At 34.4% G+C, this 19,680-nt stretch carries 21 protein-coding genes; 17 read left to right on the plus strand and 4 right to left on the minus strand.

Annotated elements, in window-relative coordinates; genetic code table 11:
- The first annotated feature begins 1 nt into the window (after position 1).
- The 10 genes from GKP30_RS05885 to GKP30_RS05930 all read left to right on the plus strand — a co-directional run bounded on the left by GKP30_RS05885 (position 2) and on the right by GKP30_RS05930 (position 4,976).
- A complete protein-coding gene (locus GKP30_RS05885) occupies positions 2-556 on the plus strand; it encodes a carbonic anhydrase (protein WP_216828494.1) in 555 nt (184 codons plus the stop codon).
- A gap of 289 nt (positions 557-845) precedes the next feature.
- Positions 846-1,229, plus strand: a complete 384-nt coding sequence (locus GKP30_RS05890) for a DUF302 domain-containing protein (protein WP_216828495.1) — start codon at positions 846-848, stop codon at positions 1,227-1,229.
- Between the two features lie 54 nt (positions 1,230-1,283).
- The gene (locus tag GKP30_RS05895; protein ID WP_216828496.1) at positions 1,284-1,646 is read left to right on the plus strand and encodes a YidH family protein; all 363 of its coding nucleotides are present in this window, start codon (positions 1,284-1,286) and stop codon (positions 1,644-1,646) included.
- 98 nt (positions 1,647-1,744) lie between these two features.
- A complete protein-coding gene (locus GKP30_RS05900) occupies positions 1,745-2,005 on the plus strand; it encodes a metal-sensitive transcriptional regulator (RefSeq protein ID WP_216828497.1) in 261 nt (86 codons plus the stop codon).
- A 74-nt stretch (positions 2,006-2,079) separates the two neighbouring features.
- Positions 2,080-2,439, plus strand: coding sequence for a rhodanese-like domain-containing protein (locus GKP30_RS05905; protein WP_216828498.1), 360 nt, complete (start codon positions 2,080-2,082; stop codon positions 2,437-2,439).
- A gap of 36 nt (positions 2,440-2,475) precedes the next feature.
- Entirely contained in the window at positions 2,476-2,760 is a 285-nt protein-coding gene (locus tag GKP30_RS05910; protein ID WP_216828748.1) for a rhodanese-like domain-containing protein, read from the plus strand.
- Between the two features lie 72 nt (positions 2,761-2,832).
- Positions 2,833-3,066 carry a glutaredoxin family protein gene (locus GKP30_RS05915; protein ID WP_216828499.1) on the plus strand — a complete coding sequence of 78 codons (234 nt, stop codon included), beginning with the start codon at positions 2,833-2,835 and terminating at the stop codon, positions 3,064-3,066.
- Between the two features lie 32 nt (positions 3,067-3,098).
- Positions 3,099-3,494, plus strand: a complete 396-nt coding sequence (locus GKP30_RS05920) for a DsrE/DsrF/DrsH-like family protein (protein ID WP_216828500.1) — start codon at positions 3,099-3,101, stop codon at positions 3,492-3,494.
- A gap of 44 nt (positions 3,495-3,538) precedes the next feature.
- Positions 3,539-4,666 (plus strand): MBL fold metallo-hydrolase, encoded by a 1,128-nt coding sequence (locus GKP30_RS05925; protein WP_216828501.1) that lies wholly within the window; start codon positions 3,539-3,541, stop codon positions 4,664-4,666.
- 82 nt (positions 4,667-4,748) lie between these two features.
- The gene (locus GKP30_RS05930) at positions 4,749-4,976 is read left to right on the plus strand and encodes a sulfurtransferase TusA family protein (RefSeq protein ID WP_216828749.1); all 228 of its coding nucleotides are present in this window, start codon (positions 4,749-4,751) and stop codon (positions 4,974-4,976) included.
- A 67-nt stretch (positions 4,977-5,043) separates the two neighbouring features.
- Here the strand turns inward: GKP30_RS05930 and GKP30_RS05935 are convergent, their stop codons facing one another.
- Positions 5,044-6,549, minus strand: a complete 1,506-nt coding sequence (locus GKP30_RS05935) for an ATP-binding protein (RefSeq protein ID WP_216828502.1) — start codon at positions 6,547-6,549, stop codon at positions 5,044-5,046.
- Positions 6,550-6,821: 272 nt separating this feature from the next.
- Here GKP30_RS05935 and GKP30_RS05940 point away from each other — a divergent pair, with 272 nt between their 5' ends.
- The 3 genes from GKP30_RS05940 to GKP30_RS05950 all read left to right on the plus strand — a co-directional run bounded on the left by GKP30_RS05940 (position 6,822) and on the right by GKP30_RS05950 (position 9,087).
- Positions 6,822-7,202 (plus strand): PilZ domain-containing protein, encoded by a 381-nt coding sequence (locus GKP30_RS05940; RefSeq protein ID WP_216828503.1) that lies wholly within the window; start codon positions 6,822-6,824, stop codon positions 7,200-7,202.
- Positions 7,203-7,493: 291 nt separating this feature from the next.
- The gene (locus tag GKP30_RS05945) at positions 7,494-8,456 is read left to right on the plus strand and encodes a processed acidic surface protein (RefSeq protein ID WP_216828504.1); all 963 of its coding nucleotides are present in this window, start codon (positions 7,494-7,496) and stop codon (positions 8,454-8,456) included.
- A 25-nt stretch (positions 8,457-8,481) separates the two neighbouring features.
- The gene (locus GKP30_RS05950; protein ID WP_236034930.1) at positions 8,482-9,087 is read left to right on the plus strand and encodes a class D sortase; all 606 of its coding nucleotides are present in this window, start codon (positions 8,482-8,484) and stop codon (positions 9,085-9,087) included.
- Positions 9,088-9,280: 193 nt separating this feature from the next.
- Here the strand turns inward: GKP30_RS05950 and GKP30_RS05955 are convergent, their stop codons facing one another.
- Both GKP30_RS05955 and GKP30_RS05960 read right to left on the minus strand, forming a co-directional pair.
- Positions 9,281-10,159 (minus strand): radical SAM/SPASM domain-containing protein, encoded by an 879-nt coding sequence (locus GKP30_RS05955; RefSeq protein WP_216828505.1) that lies wholly within the window; start codon positions 10,157-10,159, stop codon positions 9,281-9,283.
- Positions 10,160-10,391: 232 nt separating this feature from the next.
- Positions 10,392-11,072 (minus strand): hypothetical protein, encoded by a 681-nt coding sequence (locus GKP30_RS05960; RefSeq protein ID WP_216828506.1) that lies wholly within the window; start codon positions 11,070-11,072, stop codon positions 10,392-10,394.
- Between the two features lie 264 nt (positions 11,073-11,336).
- On the opposite strand from GKP30_RS05960, the gene GKP30_RS05965 reads away from it, so the two are divergent.
- The 3 genes from GKP30_RS05965 to GKP30_RS05975 all read left to right on the plus strand — a co-directional run bounded on the left by GKP30_RS05965 (position 11,337) and on the right by GKP30_RS05975 (position 14,187).
- A complete protein-coding gene (locus tag GKP30_RS05965; protein WP_236034931.1) occupies positions 11,337-12,089 on the plus strand; it encodes a Cof-type HAD-IIB family hydrolase in 753 nt (250 codons plus the stop codon).
- Positions 12,090-12,320: 231 nt separating this feature from the next.
- Positions 12,321-12,749, plus strand: coding sequence for a MarR family winged helix-turn-helix transcriptional regulator (locus tag GKP30_RS05970; protein WP_216828507.1), 429 nt, complete (start codon positions 12,321-12,323; stop codon positions 12,747-12,749).
- Between the two features lie 37 nt (positions 12,750-12,786).
- The gene (locus tag GKP30_RS05975; protein ID WP_216828508.1) at positions 12,787-14,187 is read left to right on the plus strand and encodes an MATE family efflux transporter; all 1,401 of its coding nucleotides are present in this window, start codon (positions 12,787-12,789) and stop codon (positions 14,185-14,187) included.
- 157 nt (positions 14,188-14,344) lie between these two features.
- Here GKP30_RS05975 and GKP30_RS05980 read toward each other — a convergent pair whose 3' ends face one another.
- Positions 14,345-15,646 carry an MEDS domain-containing protein gene (locus tag GKP30_RS05980; RefSeq protein ID WP_216828509.1) on the minus strand — a complete coding sequence of 434 codons (1,302 nt, stop codon included), beginning with the start codon at positions 15,644-15,646 and terminating at the stop codon, positions 14,345-14,347.
- Between the two features lie 363 nt (positions 15,647-16,009).
- Here GKP30_RS05980 and brxC point away from each other — a divergent pair, with 363 nt between their 5' ends.
- Complete coding sequence (gene brxC, locus GKP30_RS05985) at positions 16,010-19,588, plus strand: BREX system P-loop protein BrxC (protein WP_216828510.1); 3,579 nt, start codon at positions 16,010-16,012, stop codon at positions 19,586-19,588.
- Positions 19,589-19,680 lie beyond the last annotated feature (92 nt).

Below are 19,680 nucleotides of genomic sequence, written 5' to 3' on the forward strand. Positions count from 1 at the left end.
AATGGACCAATTAGAATTAAAAAAAATGAATAAAGAATTCGTTCGGAAAATAAAAGAAACGGATCCCGCCTTTTTTGAAGAATTAAAAAAAGGCCAAACACCCGAATTTTTTGTGTTGTCTTGTAGTGATTCTCGAGTAAGTCCTTCTGTCATTACACAAATGCCACTCGGTCATATGTTTGTTCATCGAAATATTGCTAATCAAGTAGATATAAAGGACGAAAGCTTTTCAGCGAGTCTTTATTATGCGCTTAAACATCTTAATGTAAAGAAGATCCTTATTAAAGGTCATACAGACTGTGGGGGGGTAAAAGCAGCTTGGGCTGGATTGAACGATGAGGAACTACAAGGCTGGTTATTAAACATTCAAGACAGCTTACCCCAAAATAAGAACGAGAAAGAAGTATCTATGGATGAGCTAACAAAAATCAATATTTTAAAACAAGTAGCTCGTTTAAAAGAGCACCCCATATATATTAAGTACGGAACAGCTGTAGAAATTATTGGCTGTTTGTTTCACGTTGAATCTGGAGAACTTGAACGAGTAACTCCTTAATCTTACGGTATTGACATGGATTGTTTATCCCGTTTAACTGGTGCTAAGACTCCTACATCAAATCTTTCGAGGAAGCAAAAAAGGCTAAGTGTGAGATAATCGCAAGTAACTTACCAATTGGTTCAACTAATTTTCAGTGGGGATGAAGGAAAACCCCTGAAAAAAGTTTCACTTTATTTGACATTAGTTTATTAATTCAATATCATACCCTTAAAGGTATATTATTGCGGTTCAAATTGGGGCAATTTATTAAAAAGGAACAAAACTGAAATAAAAAAGGAGGATGCATATGTTTCATTATACTGTAGAAACAAATAAGTCGGTGAAAAACGTAATTAAAAAGCTTGAGGCAAATTTAGTAGAGGATAAGTTTGGTGTACTATGGGAATTTGATGTACAGCAGAAGTTAAATCAAACAGGGCTGGATTTTGAGGATTCCTTTACCGTTTTAGAAGTTTGTAATCCCCATGAAGCCAAGCGAGTCCTAGATAAAAACAAATTAGTTGGTTATTTCTTACCATGTAAAATCGTAGTCTATACCGAAGATCAAAAAACAAAAATTGGGATGCCTAAGCCTTCTGCTTTAATTCAGACGGTAAACGACAACGAGTTAAATCAAATAGCAGAGGATATCGAGAAACGGCTGATTGCTTCTATTGATAAAAGTGTTTAATTTCCTATTAGAAATTAGAACTATAAGTAGTTGATTGCTCTGGAGGAAAGGCTTATGGATAAAAAAGAAGAGACACATGAATCAAAATACATTCAACAACATTTAGCCAATGAAAGAACGTACCTTGCCTGGATCCGAACAGCTATCGCCATCATTGGGGTTGGATTTCTAGCGACAACATTGCATTACAATACCCCCCTGGTGGATATTTATGATCAAACACTTGCGATACTAATTAGCATTTTTTCGTTACTTTTAGGACTTCTAACAATTATCATGGCAACACTTATTTATTTTAGAAATCGTAACAATATCAATACCCAAACTTTCCACTCCTCCTATAAACTCATTATTTTCATGACTACCGTGATCGGGTTCATTTTATTGTTATTCGCTGTTTATTATTTAATTCTATAAAAAAGATTTGACAATATACCTACTAGGGTATATTATAGTAATTGTAAGGCAGGCAACAACTCTTAAAGAAACATTCCCAGTTAAATGGAGGGATAACAATGATGTATACTGATCAAATGAAAAATAGAGTCAAACGCGTTGAAGGACAAATCAAAGCGATTTTACGAATGATGGAAGAAAACAAGGATTGCAAAGATCTAGTTGTCCAACTATCTGCAGCACGAAATGCATTAGACCGAACGTTAGCTGTAGTTGTGAGTGCTAATCTTGAACATTGTGTTAGAGAACAACTACAGAAAGGCGAGAATACTGATGCTTTAATTCAAGAAGCGGTTAACATGTTAGTTAAAAGTAGATAATAATTTACTCTTTTTTTTAGAACGAATCATACCCCTCGGGGTAATTGTTATCTTTAAATTCTAGGAGGAATTAAATGGAGTACCTTAATTATATCATTCCGATACTTTTCGTATTATTTTTTATTAGTAAGCTAATGCCACCAAAAGGTGTTAGGCAGATGTCTACAGCCGAATTAAAACAAGAATTAAGTAAAAAAGACGTTCAACTGATTGATGTCCGAACACCTGGAGAGTACAAATCAAATCACATAAAAAAGTTTAAAAATATTCCACTTCATGAACTTTCAAATAAAACCAATCAATTATCGAAAGAAAAAGAGGTCATCGTTATTTGCCAAAGTGGCATGAGAAGTAATAAAGCAACGAAAATGTTAAAAAAGTTAGGATTTGAGAAAGTAACAAATGTTAAAGGCGGCATGAGTGCTTGGCATTAAACAAAACAAAGGGAGGGATAACACTTGAAACAAATTATGCCTAATGAAGCAGCGGAGTTATTAAAAAAAGACCGCTCAATTGATTTTATTGACGTTCGTGAAGTAGCTGAAGTAGCTACAGGAAAAATTCCAGGTGTGATCAACATCCCTCTTGGCTTACTAGAGTTCAGAATGCACGAACTAGATAAATCAAAAGAATATATTCTGGTTTGCCGGTCTGGTGCGAGAAGTGCAACTGCAGTCAACTTTTTAGAAAGCTATGGCTATAATGTCACTAACTTAGCTGGTGGAATGAATACTTGGAATGGTGAGGTCATCTAAAAATTTTTGTTTAACAGAATACCCAATGTGGTATATAAATTATAAAGAATAAAATGAAAGGGGCTTTTACAAATGAAAAATATTACTGTCTATACGACAAATTCATGTCGTTACTGTGTGATGCTAAAGAACTTCTTAATGGACCAAAACATTCCGTTTAAAGAAGTAAACCTGGAAACGAACCCAGCCTTAATGCAAGACTTAGTTCGAAAAACAGGTCAGTACGGCGTTCCACAAACAGAAATTAATGGTCAATGGGTGTTAGGCTTTGATCCGAATACCATTATTAATCTATTAAATAATTAAAATACTAATTATAATTTTAGGAGGAATTAATTATGAGTGGAAAATTAGCAATTATCGCAAGTAATGGTGGATTATTTGATGCATATAAAGTATTTAACGTAGCAAACGCAGCTGCAGCAACAGATCAAGAAGTAGCTATCTTCTTTACTTTTGAAGGGCTTAACTTAATTCATAAGGAAGTACACAAACAGCTTCCAATGCCTGAAGGAAAAGAACATTATCAAGCAGGATTTGAAAAAGCACAAGTACCATCTATTCCAGAACTCGTAACAATGGCTCAAGAAATGGGTGTAAAACTAATTGGGTGCCAAATGACAATGGATGTAATGGGGTTAAAGAAGGACCAATTTGTTGACGGTATAGATGTAGGCGGTGCTGTGACGTTTTTAGAGTTTGCAAAAGATGCTGATGTAACTTTAACGTTTTAATTCTAATTTTTTTAACTAAAATTATACTAATGGGGGTATATGGCATGACTGTAAAAGCTATGGATGCTAAACAAGTAACTAAGAAGGTTTTAAATAAGGAAGAGTTGTTCATTTTAGATGTTCGTAATGAAGCAGACTTTGCTGATTGGAAAATTGAAGGGGATAACTTTGAGTATTTAAACATCCCATACTTTGATTTATTAGATGGTGTTGAAGGAATTATGGATAAAATTCCTACTGATAAAGATATCTTAGTGGTTTGTGCAAAAGAAGGTTCTTCGATCATGGTAGCAGAAATGCTTTCTGAAGAAGGGTTAGACGTTTCTTACCTAAAAGGCGGTATGAAAGCTTGGAGTGAGCACTTAGAGCCGGTTAAAGTTGGTGATTTAACAGACGGTGGTGAACTTTATCAATTTGTTCGTATCGGTAAAGGTTGTTTATCTTATATGGTCGTTTCTAACGGTGAAGCAGCTATTATCGACTCAACACGTATGACAGATGTTTACACTGATTTTGCAAAGGGAATGGGCGTAACGATCAAGCATGTATTTGACACACATCTCCATGCTGACCATATTTCAGGTGGACGTACAATTGCTGAACAAACAGGTGCAACGTATTGGTTACCCCCAAAAGATGCAGAAGAAGTAACTTTTGAATACGAAGCATTAGAAGGAGGTACAGATGTAAAGATCGGAAATACTACGATCAATATTCATGCGCTTTATTCACCAGGCCACACAATCGGTTCAACATCTTTTGTTATTGATGAAAAGTTCTTACTATCTGGAGACATTCTGTTCATCGATTCGATTGGTAGACCAGACTTAGCAGGGAAAGCTGAAGACTGGGTAGCAGACTTAAGAGAATCACTTTACAAACGTTACCGTGAATTATCAGAGGATTTAGTTGTATTACCAGCTCACTTCATGATTATCGAGGAGCTAAATGATGATGGTAGTGTATCAGAAAAATTAGGAACACTATTCGCTCAAAACCATGGTTTAAATATTAAAGATGAGGACGAATTTAGAAAAATCGTGACTGAAAACTTACCACCACAACCAAATGCATACCAAGAAATTCGTGAAACGAATATGGGGAAAATTAACCCTAACGAAGATGAAAAGCGTGAAATGGAAATCGGGCCGAACCGTTGTGCAGTTCGCTAAATTTAATTGATTATTAAATCGGGGGCAGTGACCGTTCGTCTGCCCCTATTAAAACTAATTAATAGGAGTGGTTACAATGACAATGAAAGCAGATAAAGTACTAGATGCAAAAGGATTAGCATGTCCGATGCCAATTGTACGAACAAAAAAAGCGATGGATGAACTAACTTCAGGACAAATTTTAGAAGTTCATGCAACAGATAAAGGAGCGAAAAACGACCTAGCTGCTTGGGCTAAAACAGGAGGGCATGAGCTTCTAAGTGATGTAGAGGATGCTGGCGTTTTAAAATTCTGGATTAAAAAAGGGTAATCATTCTTATGTTGCTCAATAAAACCCTTCGCCATCAGCAAAAAGCTGGTGGTGAAGGGTTTTTAAGTTAATCATTGTTTTCTGCTAATGGAACAGTAATCTCAACTTTCGTACCTTTATTTAGCTTACTATCAATTTTTATATTTCCACCGTACGATTCTATAATTCGTTTGCAAACAACTAGACCTAACCCCGTCCCTGTTTCTTTTGTAGTAAAAAAAGGATCGAATACTCGTTTAAGTATTTGTTCAGGCATACCATCACCATTGTCTTTGACATGGATAACACAATCATTTTTCTTTTTTTCTATGGAAATGCTAACCTGGCCACCATTGTTAACAGCATCTAGAGCATTTTTTGTTAAATTTAATAAAACTTGTTTCAGATGATCTTTCACACACTTAATTTGTAAGGGATCATTTGAATATTTTATTGATAAATCAACGCTATTAAAATTAGCTTCTGAATGTATAATGGGTTCAATTTCTCTTAAGATGTCATTGACACAATACGTACTTAATTTATGAGCTGTTGGCTTTCCTAATAGTAATAATTCACTAACAATTGCATTGATTCGATTTACTTCTTGTTGAATAACATTAAAATATAATTGGTCTTTATCATCTTTATACTTCTCACTGAGTAATTGAATAAGACCCTTGATACCTGTTAATGGATTTCTAATCTCATGTGCTGTGCTTGCCGCAAGATTTTCGACTAATTGTATTTTTTGCAACTCAGTCTGTTTCTTTTCGAACTTTACTTGTTTCTTTAATAGTGCATACTGAATTAACCAAAATAAAATATGTGTAAGTATTAGTAAAATAACTAAGTTTGTAAAGAATGCCTGTACATAAATGTTACCTTCTGTTGCCTCAACTTGCGCTTCAATCGTCCATGGCACTCTGTCAATATCAACAGCATAATGATATAACTTTTGGGCAGAAGCTAGATGATCTGTATTAAAAATCGATTGTCCCGAATTATCTATTAGGAAAACCCTTTCTTCTTCGGTATGCTTTAAAACCGATTCTTCTATTTTATCAATCCTTAAACTACTTAGTAAAACCCCGCTGATTTGACTATCTTTTATGACTGGTGTAGCGATCGTTATAATGTACCGTCCAGTAACTCGTCCGATGTGTGCTGGGGAGATTGTATATTTTCCTGTACGAATGGCCTCCTGAAAATATTCACGGTCTGCAATATTAATTGGACTAGTTAATTCATTAGTTCCGATTAATAAATCACCTTCTGGATTAGCCCAATAAAACCCTGAAAATCGTACATCTTTATCAATAGTTCTGGTAAGTATCTCCTGAACGTTACTTAAATCATTCGGATTTATATCAATCAAAGTGGCTAGCATATCAATTCTACTAACTGTTTCTCCAATAAACCTATCAATATGATTGCCATGGAATATAGCATATTCCTCCGCCACGGTGAAATAGTAATCATTATTTTCATGAACTTTCTGTATAGCCAAACCATGACTTATGGTTATTGTCGGTATCATAGTGATCATCAAATAGATTAGGACATTCTTCTTTGACTTAAACCAGTTCCACAAAATACTATCTCCTCTAAGATTTCATATTAACACTTTTATAATATCTTATCACTCTTACCATAAGTTTTGTAGAAGTTATTTAAGAAATTCAGGAAATATTACCGTTGTTAAAATTAGTAATTTCGTGACATTTTTCACTTTCGTTGCAGGGGATGAAGGGTATAATAGTACTATTCTAACTATTTTCTCTAGGATAATAATAATGGTGTTATTTAATACACCCATATATAAGAAATTGTAATTTGTTTTATAACAAGATGGGAGATTTACTAATGGGAGATAGAAGATATAAACGTAATGAAGCTTTTAGGTATGATTTTGGGAAGCCTCTAAACTGTGAGTATAGGCAAATAAAAGTAGTTCACGACAACATTGAAATAAAATCAGCACCAAACGCGGGTGAAATTCTTAATATTAGTCCAAACGGTTTGCAATTAAGTAGCGAAAAGGGTAATAGAAACTTAAAAAATGGAGAAAAAGTAGAATTTACTTTTACATTGGCTACTGAGCCATTTGTAATGATTGGTGAAGTCGTTTGGGAGAAAAATGAATTTCATAGCACCCTATATGGAGTAAAGTTTTTAACACTAGGAATGGAAAAAGCAATTGTTGACGACTTAAAAAAATTCGCTAAAAACCAACTCAAAAAGTGATAATTAACAAAAATAATTAAGCTATTTCTAATTTTTGGGAGTTACTATATGGAACATAAAAGGGTAACTTCGGATTATTGTTTATACCTAGTGTCCTATGATATATCCCAGGAGACCTAGTCCACCAAAATAGACTGAATGAATAAAAGAACAAGGGATTTTATAGCCTTGTCTTTTTTTTGTTCCAGAAAAACAAAAAAAATTAGTGGTTCCTCCTAAATATGGTATATTTTTCAATTAACATCAAAACCTATAGTATACGCTACGTTATTATAAAAAGGGAGGAAAATAATGAAAAGAGCACTTTTACTCATGCTCACAGTGCTTGTGGTAAGTTTGTACTTTCCACTGGTAACCTTTGCACAAATTAATGAAGAAGCCATTGAACAGTACCTTTCGCCAATTGGTTGGACTGCATCCAACCTAGAGAGCTACTTGCAAAATTATTTCGATATGTCAATTGATGATTTTGCCACGTTTGAAGATTTAAAAGAATGGGTTGGAACACCTATAACAGCAGAAAACCGTCAAGCGCTTTTAGATCAATATAATATGTCATTAGATGAGCTTGATATTTTACTGACTGAATATGGAGATTCTCTTGGCGACTATCACTTTCTAGAAGATTTAGAAGCTGCAATTGATTTTTATACTACATACAATAATGAACTTGATGCTGTAACTGGTTTTTTTGAGCAGTTAGGGATCACAGATGAGGAACTCGATAAACTATTTTTACATTTGAGTAAATTGGACGAAGGAACAGTAGAAGCACAAATGGCAGGTATAGAAGCTCGTCTTTTGGCGATGGGGGATTTTTCCGATATCACTGATTTAACAGAAGCACAAAAGGAAGAAATTGCTTCGATATTTAATGATATGCTAGCTGCCTTTAAGATGTCTGCAAAATTTTATTTAGAATATAATGGCCAAAGAGAAGCTGTTTCATTAGTAGCCTTATTAGATATGGAAAGCTTGAATGGAAAAACGCTCGTCGTCGAATTTTATGATGATGGAGGTAACTTACTGTTAGACCTTACGATTGATGAAAATATCTTTGACTTCCAGTTCTTATCTGATATTGGAGATATGTTACCAGTTCTGCCTCACTTAGCGCATGAGCATCCACTTGGAGAGAAGATGCCAGAAACAGCTTCATCTTATGTCGAAAATATGCTAATTGGTTTATTTATCTCATTATTAGCGGCTATTGTATATATTCGAATACGGCATAAAGGTCTTAAAGATGCTTAATATCATCAGAAGAAAGGGGAGAATGTTGGGACAAAGTCTCATCATTCTTCTATTCTTAATGGGACTAGTTATTTTTTTAATTAATGCTTTTGGGTTTTTCCAAGGATTTTTCGCGGTAGAGAAGGTACCGATTGAAGTATTACAACCATTACCTATTTACTCGGTACATTCTGAACAAATTACTGGTGCAATTCCCAACCCTAAACAACATTATATTAATAAAATAAAACCAGCACGAGGAGAACAGTACGGGCACCTAATTATTCCTAAACTACAGGCAAAGATCCCCATATTTTATGGGGCAGAAGAGGAACAGCTAAAAAAGGGGATTGGTCATGTAGGTAGGACAGCCTTTCCTGGAGAAAATAATAATGTAGTATTATCTGGTCATCGCGACACTGTATTTCGTCACCTAGGCAAAATAGAAAAAGGGGATCGGTTTTTAGTAGAGACAAATGCAGGTGACTTTACGTATCTAGTCAGGAAAATAAGGATCGTGGATAAAGATGATCAAACGGTAATTGTACCTAAGCCGAAAGAAACTTTAACGGTAATCACTTGTTATCCATTTGGTTTTGCTGGAAATGCGCCGAAACGGTTTGTTATTATTGCTGATTTAGTTGCATCTTAAGTAATCGCTTATAGGTAAAAGAGTATGATTAAATCCCAAAAAAGGGTGGAGATTCTAAGTAATTCCGTTTTCTGGAGTGTAGGGTCCTTCAAAAAGCAGATGAAGGACAAAACAAGGTAGAACTGCTGACATAAACTCAAAAAGGTTGGGGTAAAGAAAACCCAACCTTTTTTGTATTCCTATAGTAAGGTGGTCACGAACCGAATCTCTTTCGATACCCACATTTTCTGCACATTTCTTCAACAGCTTCTCGACGTGAAAAACCGTTATATAAATTGTTCGCGCGTTCACCTTCAATAATTTCCGAGAAGTTCTGTTCATTTATATTACCAAGGTTGATAACACCTTCTCCATCAAGGCAACATGGGATGACGGTCCCGTTCGCTAATATTCCAGCTTGATTTCGTAGTCCATGACAAAATCCTTTTCCGTCATCCTCTTCCTCATGTAAACTTGGCCACTTAAATTCAATGTCTTGATTTAAATAGATCCGCTCGGCAATTTTCACTCCGGTGCCAGGCACCACTCTTTCCTCAATTTTATAATCAAGATTAAATTCTCTTTCAATAATTTCGAGGACTTCACGGTTTCGCTTTTTCTGCACGTTTGTAAGGTTATCCTCCGTTAAGTTCCACAACCTAAGTGAAACGATTAAGTCCGTTTGATCAGTGGCTTCCTTAATGAAGTCGATAATCGTTCTAACATATCCTTCTTTATTGGTAGACCCTTCATGGCCATCGAAGCTGTGCAGGGAGAAATTCATTTGTCTTAATGCAGGTTTATTAATTATCTTATGCTTCGTTTTACGTAGTAACGTCCCGTTCGTTGTTATATTTACCTTAAAACCCTTTTGATAACTGATATCCAGTAGTTGATCAATCTTTGGGTGAAGTAATGGTTCACCTTTAACGTGTAAGTAGATATAGTCGGTATGAGGCTTAATTTGATCTAACCGCTTTGAAAAATCATCTACTGAAATAAATTGTTTTTGTCTTTCAGTAGGAGGACAAAAGCTACAAGCAAGGTTACAAACACTCGTAATTTCCAAATAAAATTTTTTAAACTTTTTCAATCATTTTTCCTCTTCTCTTTACTAATCAATGATGTTCCAAGTTGTATGTTTAATTAAGCAAGCAGAATACATAATTAATTATTATATCAGATCAATAATAGAAGAGAGAACTAAATAGTAATGGGAATTAGTATCTAATGCCCAATTAGGCTATTACATAGCACCAACATAGAAAAGAAGCTAAACATGGAAAGCTCAGCTTCTATATGTAACTTTTTTATGTTACAGTCATTTAGTGCAGTTGTTGGTGAATACGATTGTGTGTGGTCTCGATTTTTAGCGGAAGAATATATAGATACTCAATAAGCCCTTCTAACAGCTCAATTAATAATCGAGCCATATCATCATCCAAATCTCGTTCTAATTCTAATATTTGATGAAATTGACTTTCTGGATGAACGAGAGTAGTAAGTGAGGTAATGGGCTTATTTAAATCAACATGCTTAGGCAGGTGTTCTAATTGCTCTGAAAGGGTTTGGCCTTTTGCTTTTTCGCCAATAAAGCTTTTTACAACACTTTCAAGTACTCGCTTAGATAAAACGGCTGTCGCCGATGGGTCTTTTGATTGATGTACATTTAATGCTGAACGGTAGGCACGAATTAAATCTTCTGGAAGATCGGAATGATTTTCAACTTCAGCAAAGGTAGTCCGTGAATCATATATATATACTTCAACCTCAGCATTTGATTTATCTAAATAGTCTGAGATCATAATCACAAAAGACGAGCTAGATTTACATTCTGGACAACTTCCTTTTGAAAACAAACCCGTTCGATTTGCTTGGTAATCCGCTTTAAGTGAGAAGCGAGCGGTTTTACTGCACTCTGGACATTTGCATTTCACTTCTTTAGGGATTTTCATATGACCATATTGGCTATAAGATAAAATCGAGCCTGGCAATATCCTTCTCATCGTTTTCCTCCTAAATCACAGCAAATCATAACTTTTTATTATCTTACCCAAAGATTTTCAAATGCTGATATGAAACCTATTAAGTAAATAATTCCAAATTTATTAAACCCGCAACAAAGTTTGCGAAAACAGTCTAAGGGACAAAGAAAAACATGATAAGAAAAGCTTAAAAGATTATGGATAAGAATTGATACACCTCTTTCATGTTTCTCCATTACTATATCTGTTAAAATGAAAATAAATAAAATTCTAGGGAGAGAACTGATGGAAAACTCGAACAATAATAACAAAGAAATTAAATTAATTGCGATTGATATGGACGGAACGCTATTAAATAATCGACATGAAATTTCAGAAGAAAATCGACAAGCGATTAAAGAAGCAGAAGAAAAAGGGATTCACGTAGTTATTAGCACAGGTCGTACGAGGCTGACGTGTGATGACCTTGTCAAATCTCTTTCACTGCGCTCCTATTTAATTACTGTAAACGGTAGTGAAATTTGGGATGAAGAGGGAACATTGGTCGAGAGACAATTACTTGATCATACATTTATAGAGCATATGTATAACCTGAAGCAAAAGTATAATACGGTTTGTTGGGCAGCATCAGTCGGAAACGTTTGGCGTGAGCAATTTCCAGATGATTTTTCTGCGCACGAGTGGATGAAATTTGGCTTTGATATAAAAGATGATCAAGTAAGAGAAACGATTTTAAACGAATTAAAGCAAAACGCGTCACTTGAAATTAGTAATTCAAGTCCGACAAATCTTGAAATTAATGCATCTGGGGTTAACAAAGCACGTGCAATTGAAAAAGTTTGTGATCGACTAGGCATTACGATGAACAATGTCATGGCGATGGGGGATAGCCTCAATGACCTGGCAATGATAAAAGAAGCGGGTATTGGTGTTGCCATGGGAAATGCTCAACCATTCGTAAAAGAGTGTGCTGATTGGGTGACAAAATCCAACCTAGAGGATGGTGTTGCTGTTGCTATTCGCAAATGGGCGTTATAAGAATATTTTCTAAAGAGAGTTTCACTTTTCTTAAGTCTTACCTATAACAGGTAGGGCTTTTTTATGAGAAAAGAACAATATATTTAATTTTTATTCCTAATATCGCTAATCTTTCTATTCTTAAAAAGTTAGGACACTAATATTTATTTTATTAAATCATACAAATTTATTGCGGAAAATCTTAAATTTTTATAAAATAACAAAATAATATTTATTAGGAGGCTAATAAATTTGGATCGTAATATTGACGAGAGGGTCGGATACCATATCGGTGTTGTTGGCCACCTTATTCAAAATTTGTACAATGAAAAATTAAGTAAATACGGCCTTACAGTTGCACAAGCAAAAGTCATTTTCTTACTTCATGCTAACGGTGATCAACTTCAATCAGAGCTGCAAAAAAGCTTATTAATTAAAGCGCCAACGATGAACGGAATTATCGATTCAATGTTAAAAAAGGAACTCATTGAAAAAAGAGATAATGAAAACGATCGACGAAGCAAAATGATTATATTGACTGAAAAAGGTAGAGTACTAGAAGAAACGTTATGGAATGATATTGGTCTTCTCGAAAAAGAGCTTGTCACAGGTCTTTCGAAAGAAGAACAAAGTATCCTTATTATATGGTTAAAAAAATTAGCACAAAACTTACAGGAGTAGTAAGTTACTAGTTATACAGAAAGAAGGTTCAAACAACATGAGTCAAAAATTTCAAAGTGAACGCCTTGGTACCGAACCGATTCCGAAATTACTAAAGAGTTTATCAATCCCAGCGATTATCGGTATGGTCGTGATGGCTCTTTACAACGTCATTGATACTATCTTTATTTCTTACGGTGTAGGTATTTCTGCTGTTGCTGGAGTAACAATAACATTTCCACTCATGATGATTATGATGGCTATTTCAGCGGCGATGGGTATTGGTGGTGCCTCTGTTATTTCCAGAAGACTAGGGGAAAAAAGGGAAAAAGAAGCAAATCGTGTGTTTGGAAACGTCTTAACACTCATCTTATTGCTTAGTGTTATAGGGTTTACTGGTGCATTCACATTTTTAGAGCCAGTTTTACTAGCATTTGGTGCTACTCCTGATATACTTCCGTATGCACTCGATTACATGTTTCCAATCTTATTAGCAACATTATTCTTTACATTCGGTTTTGCTGCAAATAGTATTATTCGTTCAGAAGGAAATGCTCGATTTGCGATGATGGCAATGATTATTCCATCAGTGCTTAATATCATTCTTGATGCTATTTTTATTTTCGGATTAAATATGGGAGTACGCGGGGCTGCATATGCGACGGTTATTTCTCAGGTTTTTACAAGTGCTATGGTAATTCAATATTTTTTATCCGGTAAGAGCACTTTATCGTTGACAATGTCAGATTTCAAATTAAAGTTTGCACTTGTTAAGGAAATTACGCTTGTGGGACTTCCAGCTTTTGTTCAACAAGCAGCAGGCAGTCTTATGATGATTGCTATTAATGCGATGCTTATTCGTTTTGGTGGTGAATTTTACGTTGGGGTATTTGGGATTATTCAAAGAATTATTATGATGTCCTTTATGCCAATGGCAGGTGTGATGCAGGGCATGCAACCGATTGTTGGATATAACTATGGTGCTAATAATTTTGCACGCCTACGACAAACTGTCTTATTAAGTTTAAAAGTTACAACGATTATGTCAGCCTTTGTGTTCCTCATTGTCATGCTGTTTCCATCTTTCCTAATGTCCATCTTTACATCTGACACGGCGGTCATTGAAGCTGGTGCAGACTCAATGCGAGTAATGTTTGCTGCTGTTTTCTTAATTGGAATTCAAATCATTAGTAGTGGTCTTTACCAAGCATTAGGAAAAGCAAAGCTTGCGTTAATCCTATCATTATCTCGTCAATTTATCTTCCTAATTCCGCTCGTCTTGATCTTGCCACATTTTTTTGGCACAACAGGGGTTTGGTTAGCGTTCCCGATAGCAGATACCTTTTCTTTCATTTTGGCTTCTTATTTACTATACCGTCATCGCGGTACATTTCTTGGTCACAAAGGAGTCGAGGAGCAAGCTGTTGATTATAAAGAAGCTACAACATCAGGCTCATAATAATTTGTAATACTATAAAAAGACGAAGAAACAACGTTTGTTTCTTCGTCTTTTTAATTACTTCCTTTGAATAAGCACATTATCTTTCATCTTATCGATTACAAGTGTGCTTATAACTAAATTTATTCGCTATCTAGTTTTAATTTACTATGTATTACTACAATGGGAAGGTCAGTCTGAAAGAAGTACCCCTACCTAATTCACTTTCAACTGAAATATCACCATTAAAGTGGTTAACTAGCTTATACACCATAAACAAGCCAATGCCTTGTCCAGCTGCTTCCTCGTTTAACTTTTGATATTTTTGAAACAACTTCTCCAAATTTTCAGGAGAGATCCCTACTCCTTGATCAATAATATCCAATACGAGTGCATTATCCTTAATAAAACAAGTTAAGTATACATTGCTATTTTCAAAACTATATTTAATCGCATTACTTAATAAATTGGATAAAATTAATTTAAAGCCCATATTGTTTCCGCGAATGATTGTATTATTCGGTACACGTATATCTGATTTAATGGTTATATTTTGTGTTCTTGCCTTAACCATCATAATATCAAATACTTCCTCTAAAATAGGTTCTACCTTAATGAGCTTCTTTTTCCAAAACGTATCACTCGTGAGCATTTGTTCCGTTTGAATAATATGATGAATTTCATGATCAATCGCAACTGAATAATCTTCAATTAAGCTTAACCTTGCTTGAACATCGGGGTCACTTAGTTCAGTTTTTAAAATCGTAGCAAAGGACTTGATCACTGTTAAAGGATTACGAACTTCATGAGCTACAACATGAATAAAATCTAATTTTTGTTTATAGAAATCTAACTCGGACTCGATTTCTCTTTGTGTGGCTAATGAAGGAAATACTGTTTGTTCGCCATGGTTGTAAAGGGTAGATTTCACTAATTCTTTATCCGTCATAAAATAAGGATGGCTTCGCATCATCTCTGTTAATATATAGGAAGGAACAGTATTTCCATCATAACAACAAACGGTGATGTAACCAATTTCACTTACGGTAAGGTCACATTCACATTCATATGTATATAGTTTCTCCAGTATGTTTGGTTGGTCTTTCCATTCAACAAGACCCCAGACGCGGGCAACTAGATTTTCGTTAACAAAAGGTTGCACAGTATTTTTAAAATTATCTAGAACTCTATCAAAATGAAAGTCTTGGTATTTTTGATAGAATTCATAATTATCTACAAAATATAGAAATTGTTCAATTTCATTCTCATTTAAAATTTGTATTAGCTTCTTTTTTACTTCTTTAAAACGTTCTGGCGTTTCAATCACTATAGCATGTTGTTTTAACTCAATTGCACTGAGGATAAATGATACGAGATTTTGTACATATAATTCTTCAGATTGATAAAAGTAGAGAATATGTGAACCTTCATTTACTTGTATACTATCTGTTAGCGCTATCGTTCTAGTAGAAACACTCATAACAGCCTCCTTTATCTACTAATCATAGCATTTTTATACTTGCATAACAATTTTTGCTATAAAAGGGTATAATAACAGGTTCGTTTTATTTTCTGGACGTTCCATTAATAGACTTGAAATTGATATGCTCTTTATTCAATACTTCCATTTACGTTTACCCCATATATGAATAAGTGTAAAATAAAACTAAATGAAAATTTTCTAGTTTTTAAGAACAGTATACATATACAAAATCCCTGTTCTCATAATTGTATCAGCACAAAGACAGTCAGGGTATAGAAATATTAAAATAGTGTTAACTATTAACATTCACGATATTAGTGCTTTTCAGCGATAGAAAACTAGAGATGTGAGGTATTTTATATGCACCTGAAAGACATATTTCAAAAGCCGATTGATCGGGACATACAAGGAGTTATTAAAGTTGGACAAGATGATGAGTCTAGTATTTATCGAGAATTAGAAGAATATGTGGTTACCACCGAATTAAGACAACGTTTTGAAAGCTTTTTTGAGGCCTACAAAAAAGGCATAGTAGGATATACTGACAAAATAGGGGTTTGGATTTCAGGTTTCTTTGGTTCTGGTAAATCACATTATCTTAAAATATTATCTCATCTTCTTTCGAACAAAGAAGTACTAGGAAAAAAAACAGTTTCTTTTTTTGAAGATAAGCTTAAAGATCCTGCGATTTTAGAGAATATGAAAGAAGTTTCAAACATTACGACCGATGTCATACTCTTTAATATTGATGCCAAATCCGATACAGACGAAAAAAAACAGGAAGACTCAATATTAAGAGTGTTTAATCAAGTTTTTAATGAAATGCAAGGTTTTTGTGCACAAATTCCTTGGCTTGCGGACTTAGAGCGTCACCTAATGAAAGACAATGTATATGGTGAGTTTAAAAAAGCTTTCAAACAATTTTCAGGAAGGTCATGGAAAGAAGCTCGTGGACACATTTACTATGAAGAAGATTCACTCATTAAAGCACTAGCTCAAACGTCAAAAATGAGTGAAAGAACTGCTAGAAATTGGTACCAAAAAGCTGAGGAGAATTATAGCCTAAGTATTGAAATGTTTGCCAATCGCATCAACGAATACATTGAAAGCAAGAGTAGAAGTCATCACGTAATATTTCTAATCGACGAAATCGGCCAATATATTGGTGATGATCGAAAGCATTTGCTAAACCTACAAACGCTCGTTGAACAGTTAGGTATCATATGTCGCGGAAAGTGTTGGGTGATCGTTACAAGCCAACAACAAATTAATTCGTTAACTCAAGAAACAGAAAACGACTTTTCTAAAATTGAAGGGCGTTTTAATACGAGATTACATTTATCAAGTGAAAATGTTGAGGAAATCATTCGCAAACGAATTCTAGAGAAAAAAGAAGGCCATGTAAAAGAAACTTTACGAACTTTTTATACGAATAAACGGTCGATTGTAAATAATTTACTTACTTTTAAAGACACAACTGATATGAAGTCATATAACGACATGAATGAATTTCTTGATGTTTATCCATTCATCCCTTATCAATTCAACTTGTTGCGAAAGGTCCTTAAAGGAATTCGTACTAATGGTGCAGCTGGAAAAAGCGTATCTGAGGGAGAACGTTCTTTACTAAGTGCTTTTCAACAATGCGCCAATTTGCATGCTGCAAAAGAAGTTGGAGCACTCATACCATTTTCTGCATTTTATGAAACAATTGAAGTGCTATTGGATGAAAGTTTACGTTCTATCATTAGTCAGGCAGCACAAAATCGTCGTTTACTTAAAGATGATATTGTTGTATTAAAATTATTATTATTAGTAAAGTTCGTTAACGAAATGCCAACTAACCTTGAAAACATCGCTACTTTACTTGCCAATTCAATTGATGAGGATAAAGTTGAAAAAATGCAGAGCATCCAAGGCTCACTGCAACGACTGCTTCGTGAATCTCTCATTCAGAAAAATGGGGAAGAGTATCTTTTTTTAACCAATGAAGAACAACGAATAAATAAGGAAATCAACCATGTTTCTATCGATTTATCTGAAACAATCCGTGAGATTGGCACATTGATTTTTAAGGAGCTCTACAAAGGCAATAAATTTCAGTATTCAGAACGCTATCACTTTTCATTTAACACATGTATTGATAATCTCCATATACGAAATGTAGATGAACCTTTTGGAATCAAGGTTATTACTCCCAGTTTTGAAAATATTAGTGATCTTCATGAGGCTGAACTAAAGTCTTTGTCCCTTCGAGAAAAAAACGTAATTGTTAAACTTCCATCTGAAACGCTTGTTGCTATAGAAGAAATGGAAGAAGCAAAAAAGGCTGATGCTTATATACGGAAAACTAGCGGTTTTTCAATCTCGCCAGCGGTCGAAGAAATAAAGGAGCAAAAAAGGAAAGAGGCCACAGATCGTAAGAAGAGAGTGAGGACACTTTTAATAGAAGCTTTAAAAGATGCCAGTATATATGTCAACGGTGATGTTCTTCGAGTAAAAGCAAAGCAACCAGCGCAGCGGTTAAATGAAGCGCTTACTGTATTTATCGAAATGCTCTACCATAAGATGAATTTAATTTCACAGCCAACCGAAAGTAAACAGTTGCTTGAATTAACAGTAGGTCGAGACGATCGATTACATGATCTTGATAATACTCCAAATAAACTTGCTTTAGCCGAAGTGCATGCATATATTAAGCGGAATAATGAGAGAAACATTCCCATTACAATGAAGAGCTTAGTAGTTTTCTTTTCAAATATTCCCTATGGGTGGTTTAAAAACGATATTGTCGCTTGTGTCATTAAATTATATAAAGCTAGAAAAATCGAATTACACTTCAATGAACAACTGATTTTATTAGAAAATAAAAACATTATTGATTATCTAACAAAACATGAATATAGTGAAAATGTTTTGATAAAAGAGCACGAGAAAGTGTCCCATAAATTGATCAATAATGTAAAAGACATCTGCAGGGAACTATCCGATGCAATCTCACCTCCATTAGAGGAAGATCGTTTAGTCATTCATTTTAAAATGTTAATAAAAGAAGAGCTGTACTCTGTCATTAACAAGTACAGAGAGTACTGTCAAAGTAAAAACTATCCAGGCAAAGAACTCTTAAATTCTGCAGAAGAAACATTTATAACATTAAAATCGTTAACGGACTCACTAACCGTATATAAAATGGCCTATCAATTAAAAGGCGAAATTTTTAATTATATAGATGATCGTAAAGATATCGTTCATTTTTTTGAAGAGCAACAACCTATTTTTGATACTGCACTCGAGAAAATTAAGCTCTTTGAAAAAAATAAAACGTACATCAACGATGAAAAGGTAACAAAAATAATCGATAAAATGAAAACTATCGTCCAAAACCCGTCTCCATATCGTAGCATTTATCAATTGCCAGGTTTAATAAAAGAGTTTGATGAAAAGTATAAGGACTTACTAGAAAGAGAAAGTGAGCCTATCCGAGAAGTTATTGAGAAAGACTATAAAAAAGTAATTTACGAAATAGCTTCACAGCCGTTTAAAGATCAACTTCTTTCTTTCATAGAAGAACGCTTTAATCATTTAAAGATGCGGTTGGACTGTGTTCAAAACGTTTATGAAGCCATTGCCATGAAAGATGAAAGTGATCGTTTAAAGCTTCAATGTTTTAATGAAATTTACTTACATGAAGTTGAACTAAAACAAAAACAAGAAGAAACAACTGCACAACATCAAAACAAAGTAACTACGACAACCGTTATTTCTAGTGAAATTAGTACGATAATTCCACGTAAAACAATGATCAATGTCAGTATGGCAAACATTTTAAAAGAGACGACAACGGTACAAGACGAACAAGATATTGATCAATTGTTAGAAGAATTACGAGAACGTCTCGTTAAGGAGCTTAAAGAAGATAAAATCATCCGCTTAATATAAGGCTGTTATTGTAAACTTTGTTGCAATGAAAAAAGAGCCTATATATACAGGGAAGGGGCTACCATTAAAATCTAAGTATATTCGTGACAAAG

It is taken from the genome of Alkalihalobacterium elongatum (assembly GCF_019024285.1).
GTDB lineage: Bacteria > Bacillota > Bacilli > Bacillales > Bacillaceae_F > Alkalihalobacterium > Alkalihalobacterium elongatum.

Coding starts and splice junctions, on each gene's coding strand:
- GKP30_RS05930 (WP_216828749.1), top strand. CDS start 4,749: ATGAAAGCAGATAAAGTACTAGATGCAAAAGGATTAGCATGTCCGATG.
- GKP30_RS05890 (WP_216828495.1), top strand. CDS start 846: ATGTTTCATTATACTGTAGAAACAAATAAGTCGGTGAAAAACGTAATT.
- GKP30_RS05895 (WP_216828496.1), top strand. CDS start 1,284: ATGGATAAAAAAGAAGAGACACATGAATCAAAATACATTCAACAACAT.
- GKP30_RS05960 (WP_216828506.1), bottom strand. CDS start 11,072: ATGAGAAGGATATTGCCAGGCTCGATTTTATCTTATAGCCAATATGGT.
- GKP30_RS05965 (WP_236034931.1), top strand. CDS start 11,337: ATGGAAAACTCGAACAATAATAACAAAGAAATTAAATTAATTGCGATT.
- GKP30_RS05920 (WP_216828500.1), top strand. CDS start 3,099: ATGAGTGGAAAATTAGCAATTATCGCAAGTAATGGTGGATTATTTGAT.
- GKP30_RS05905 (WP_216828498.1), top strand. CDS start 2,080: ATGGAGTACCTTAATTATATCATTCCGATACTTTTCGTATTATTTTTT.
- GKP30_RS05900 (WP_216828497.1), top strand. CDS start 1,745: ATGATGTATACTGATCAAATGAAAAATAGAGTCAAACGCGTTGAAGGA.
- GKP30_RS05925 (WP_216828501.1), top strand. CDS start 3,539: ATGACTGTAAAAGCTATGGATGCTAAACAAGTAACTAAGAAGGTTTTA.
- GKP30_RS05945 (WP_216828504.1), top strand. CDS start 7,494: ATGAAAAGAGCACTTTTACTCATGCTCACAGTGCTTGTGGTAAGTTTG.
- brxC (WP_216828510.1), top strand. CDS start 16,010: ATGCACCTGAAAGACATATTTCAAAAGCCGATTGATCGGGACATACAA.
- GKP30_RS05980 (WP_216828509.1), bottom strand. CDS start 15,646: ATGAGTGTTTCTACTAGAACGATAGCGCTAACAGATAGTATACAAGTA.
- GKP30_RS05915 (WP_216828499.1), top strand. CDS start 2,833: ATGAAAAATATTACTGTCTATACGACAAATTCATGTCGTTACTGTGTG.
- GKP30_RS05910 (WP_216828748.1), top strand. CDS start 2,476: ATGCCTAATGAAGCAGCGGAGTTATTAAAAAAAGACCGCTCAATTGAT.
- GKP30_RS05975 (WP_216828508.1), top strand. CDS start 12,787: ATGAGTCAAAAATTTCAAAGTGAACGCCTTGGTACCGAACCGATTCCG.
- GKP30_RS05885 (WP_216828494.1), top strand. CDS start 2: ATGGACCAATTAGAATTAAAAAAAATGAATAAAGAATTCGTTCGGAAA.
- GKP30_RS05940 (WP_216828503.1), top strand. CDS start 6,822: ATGGGAGATAGAAGATATAAACGTAATGAAGCTTTTAGGTATGATTTT.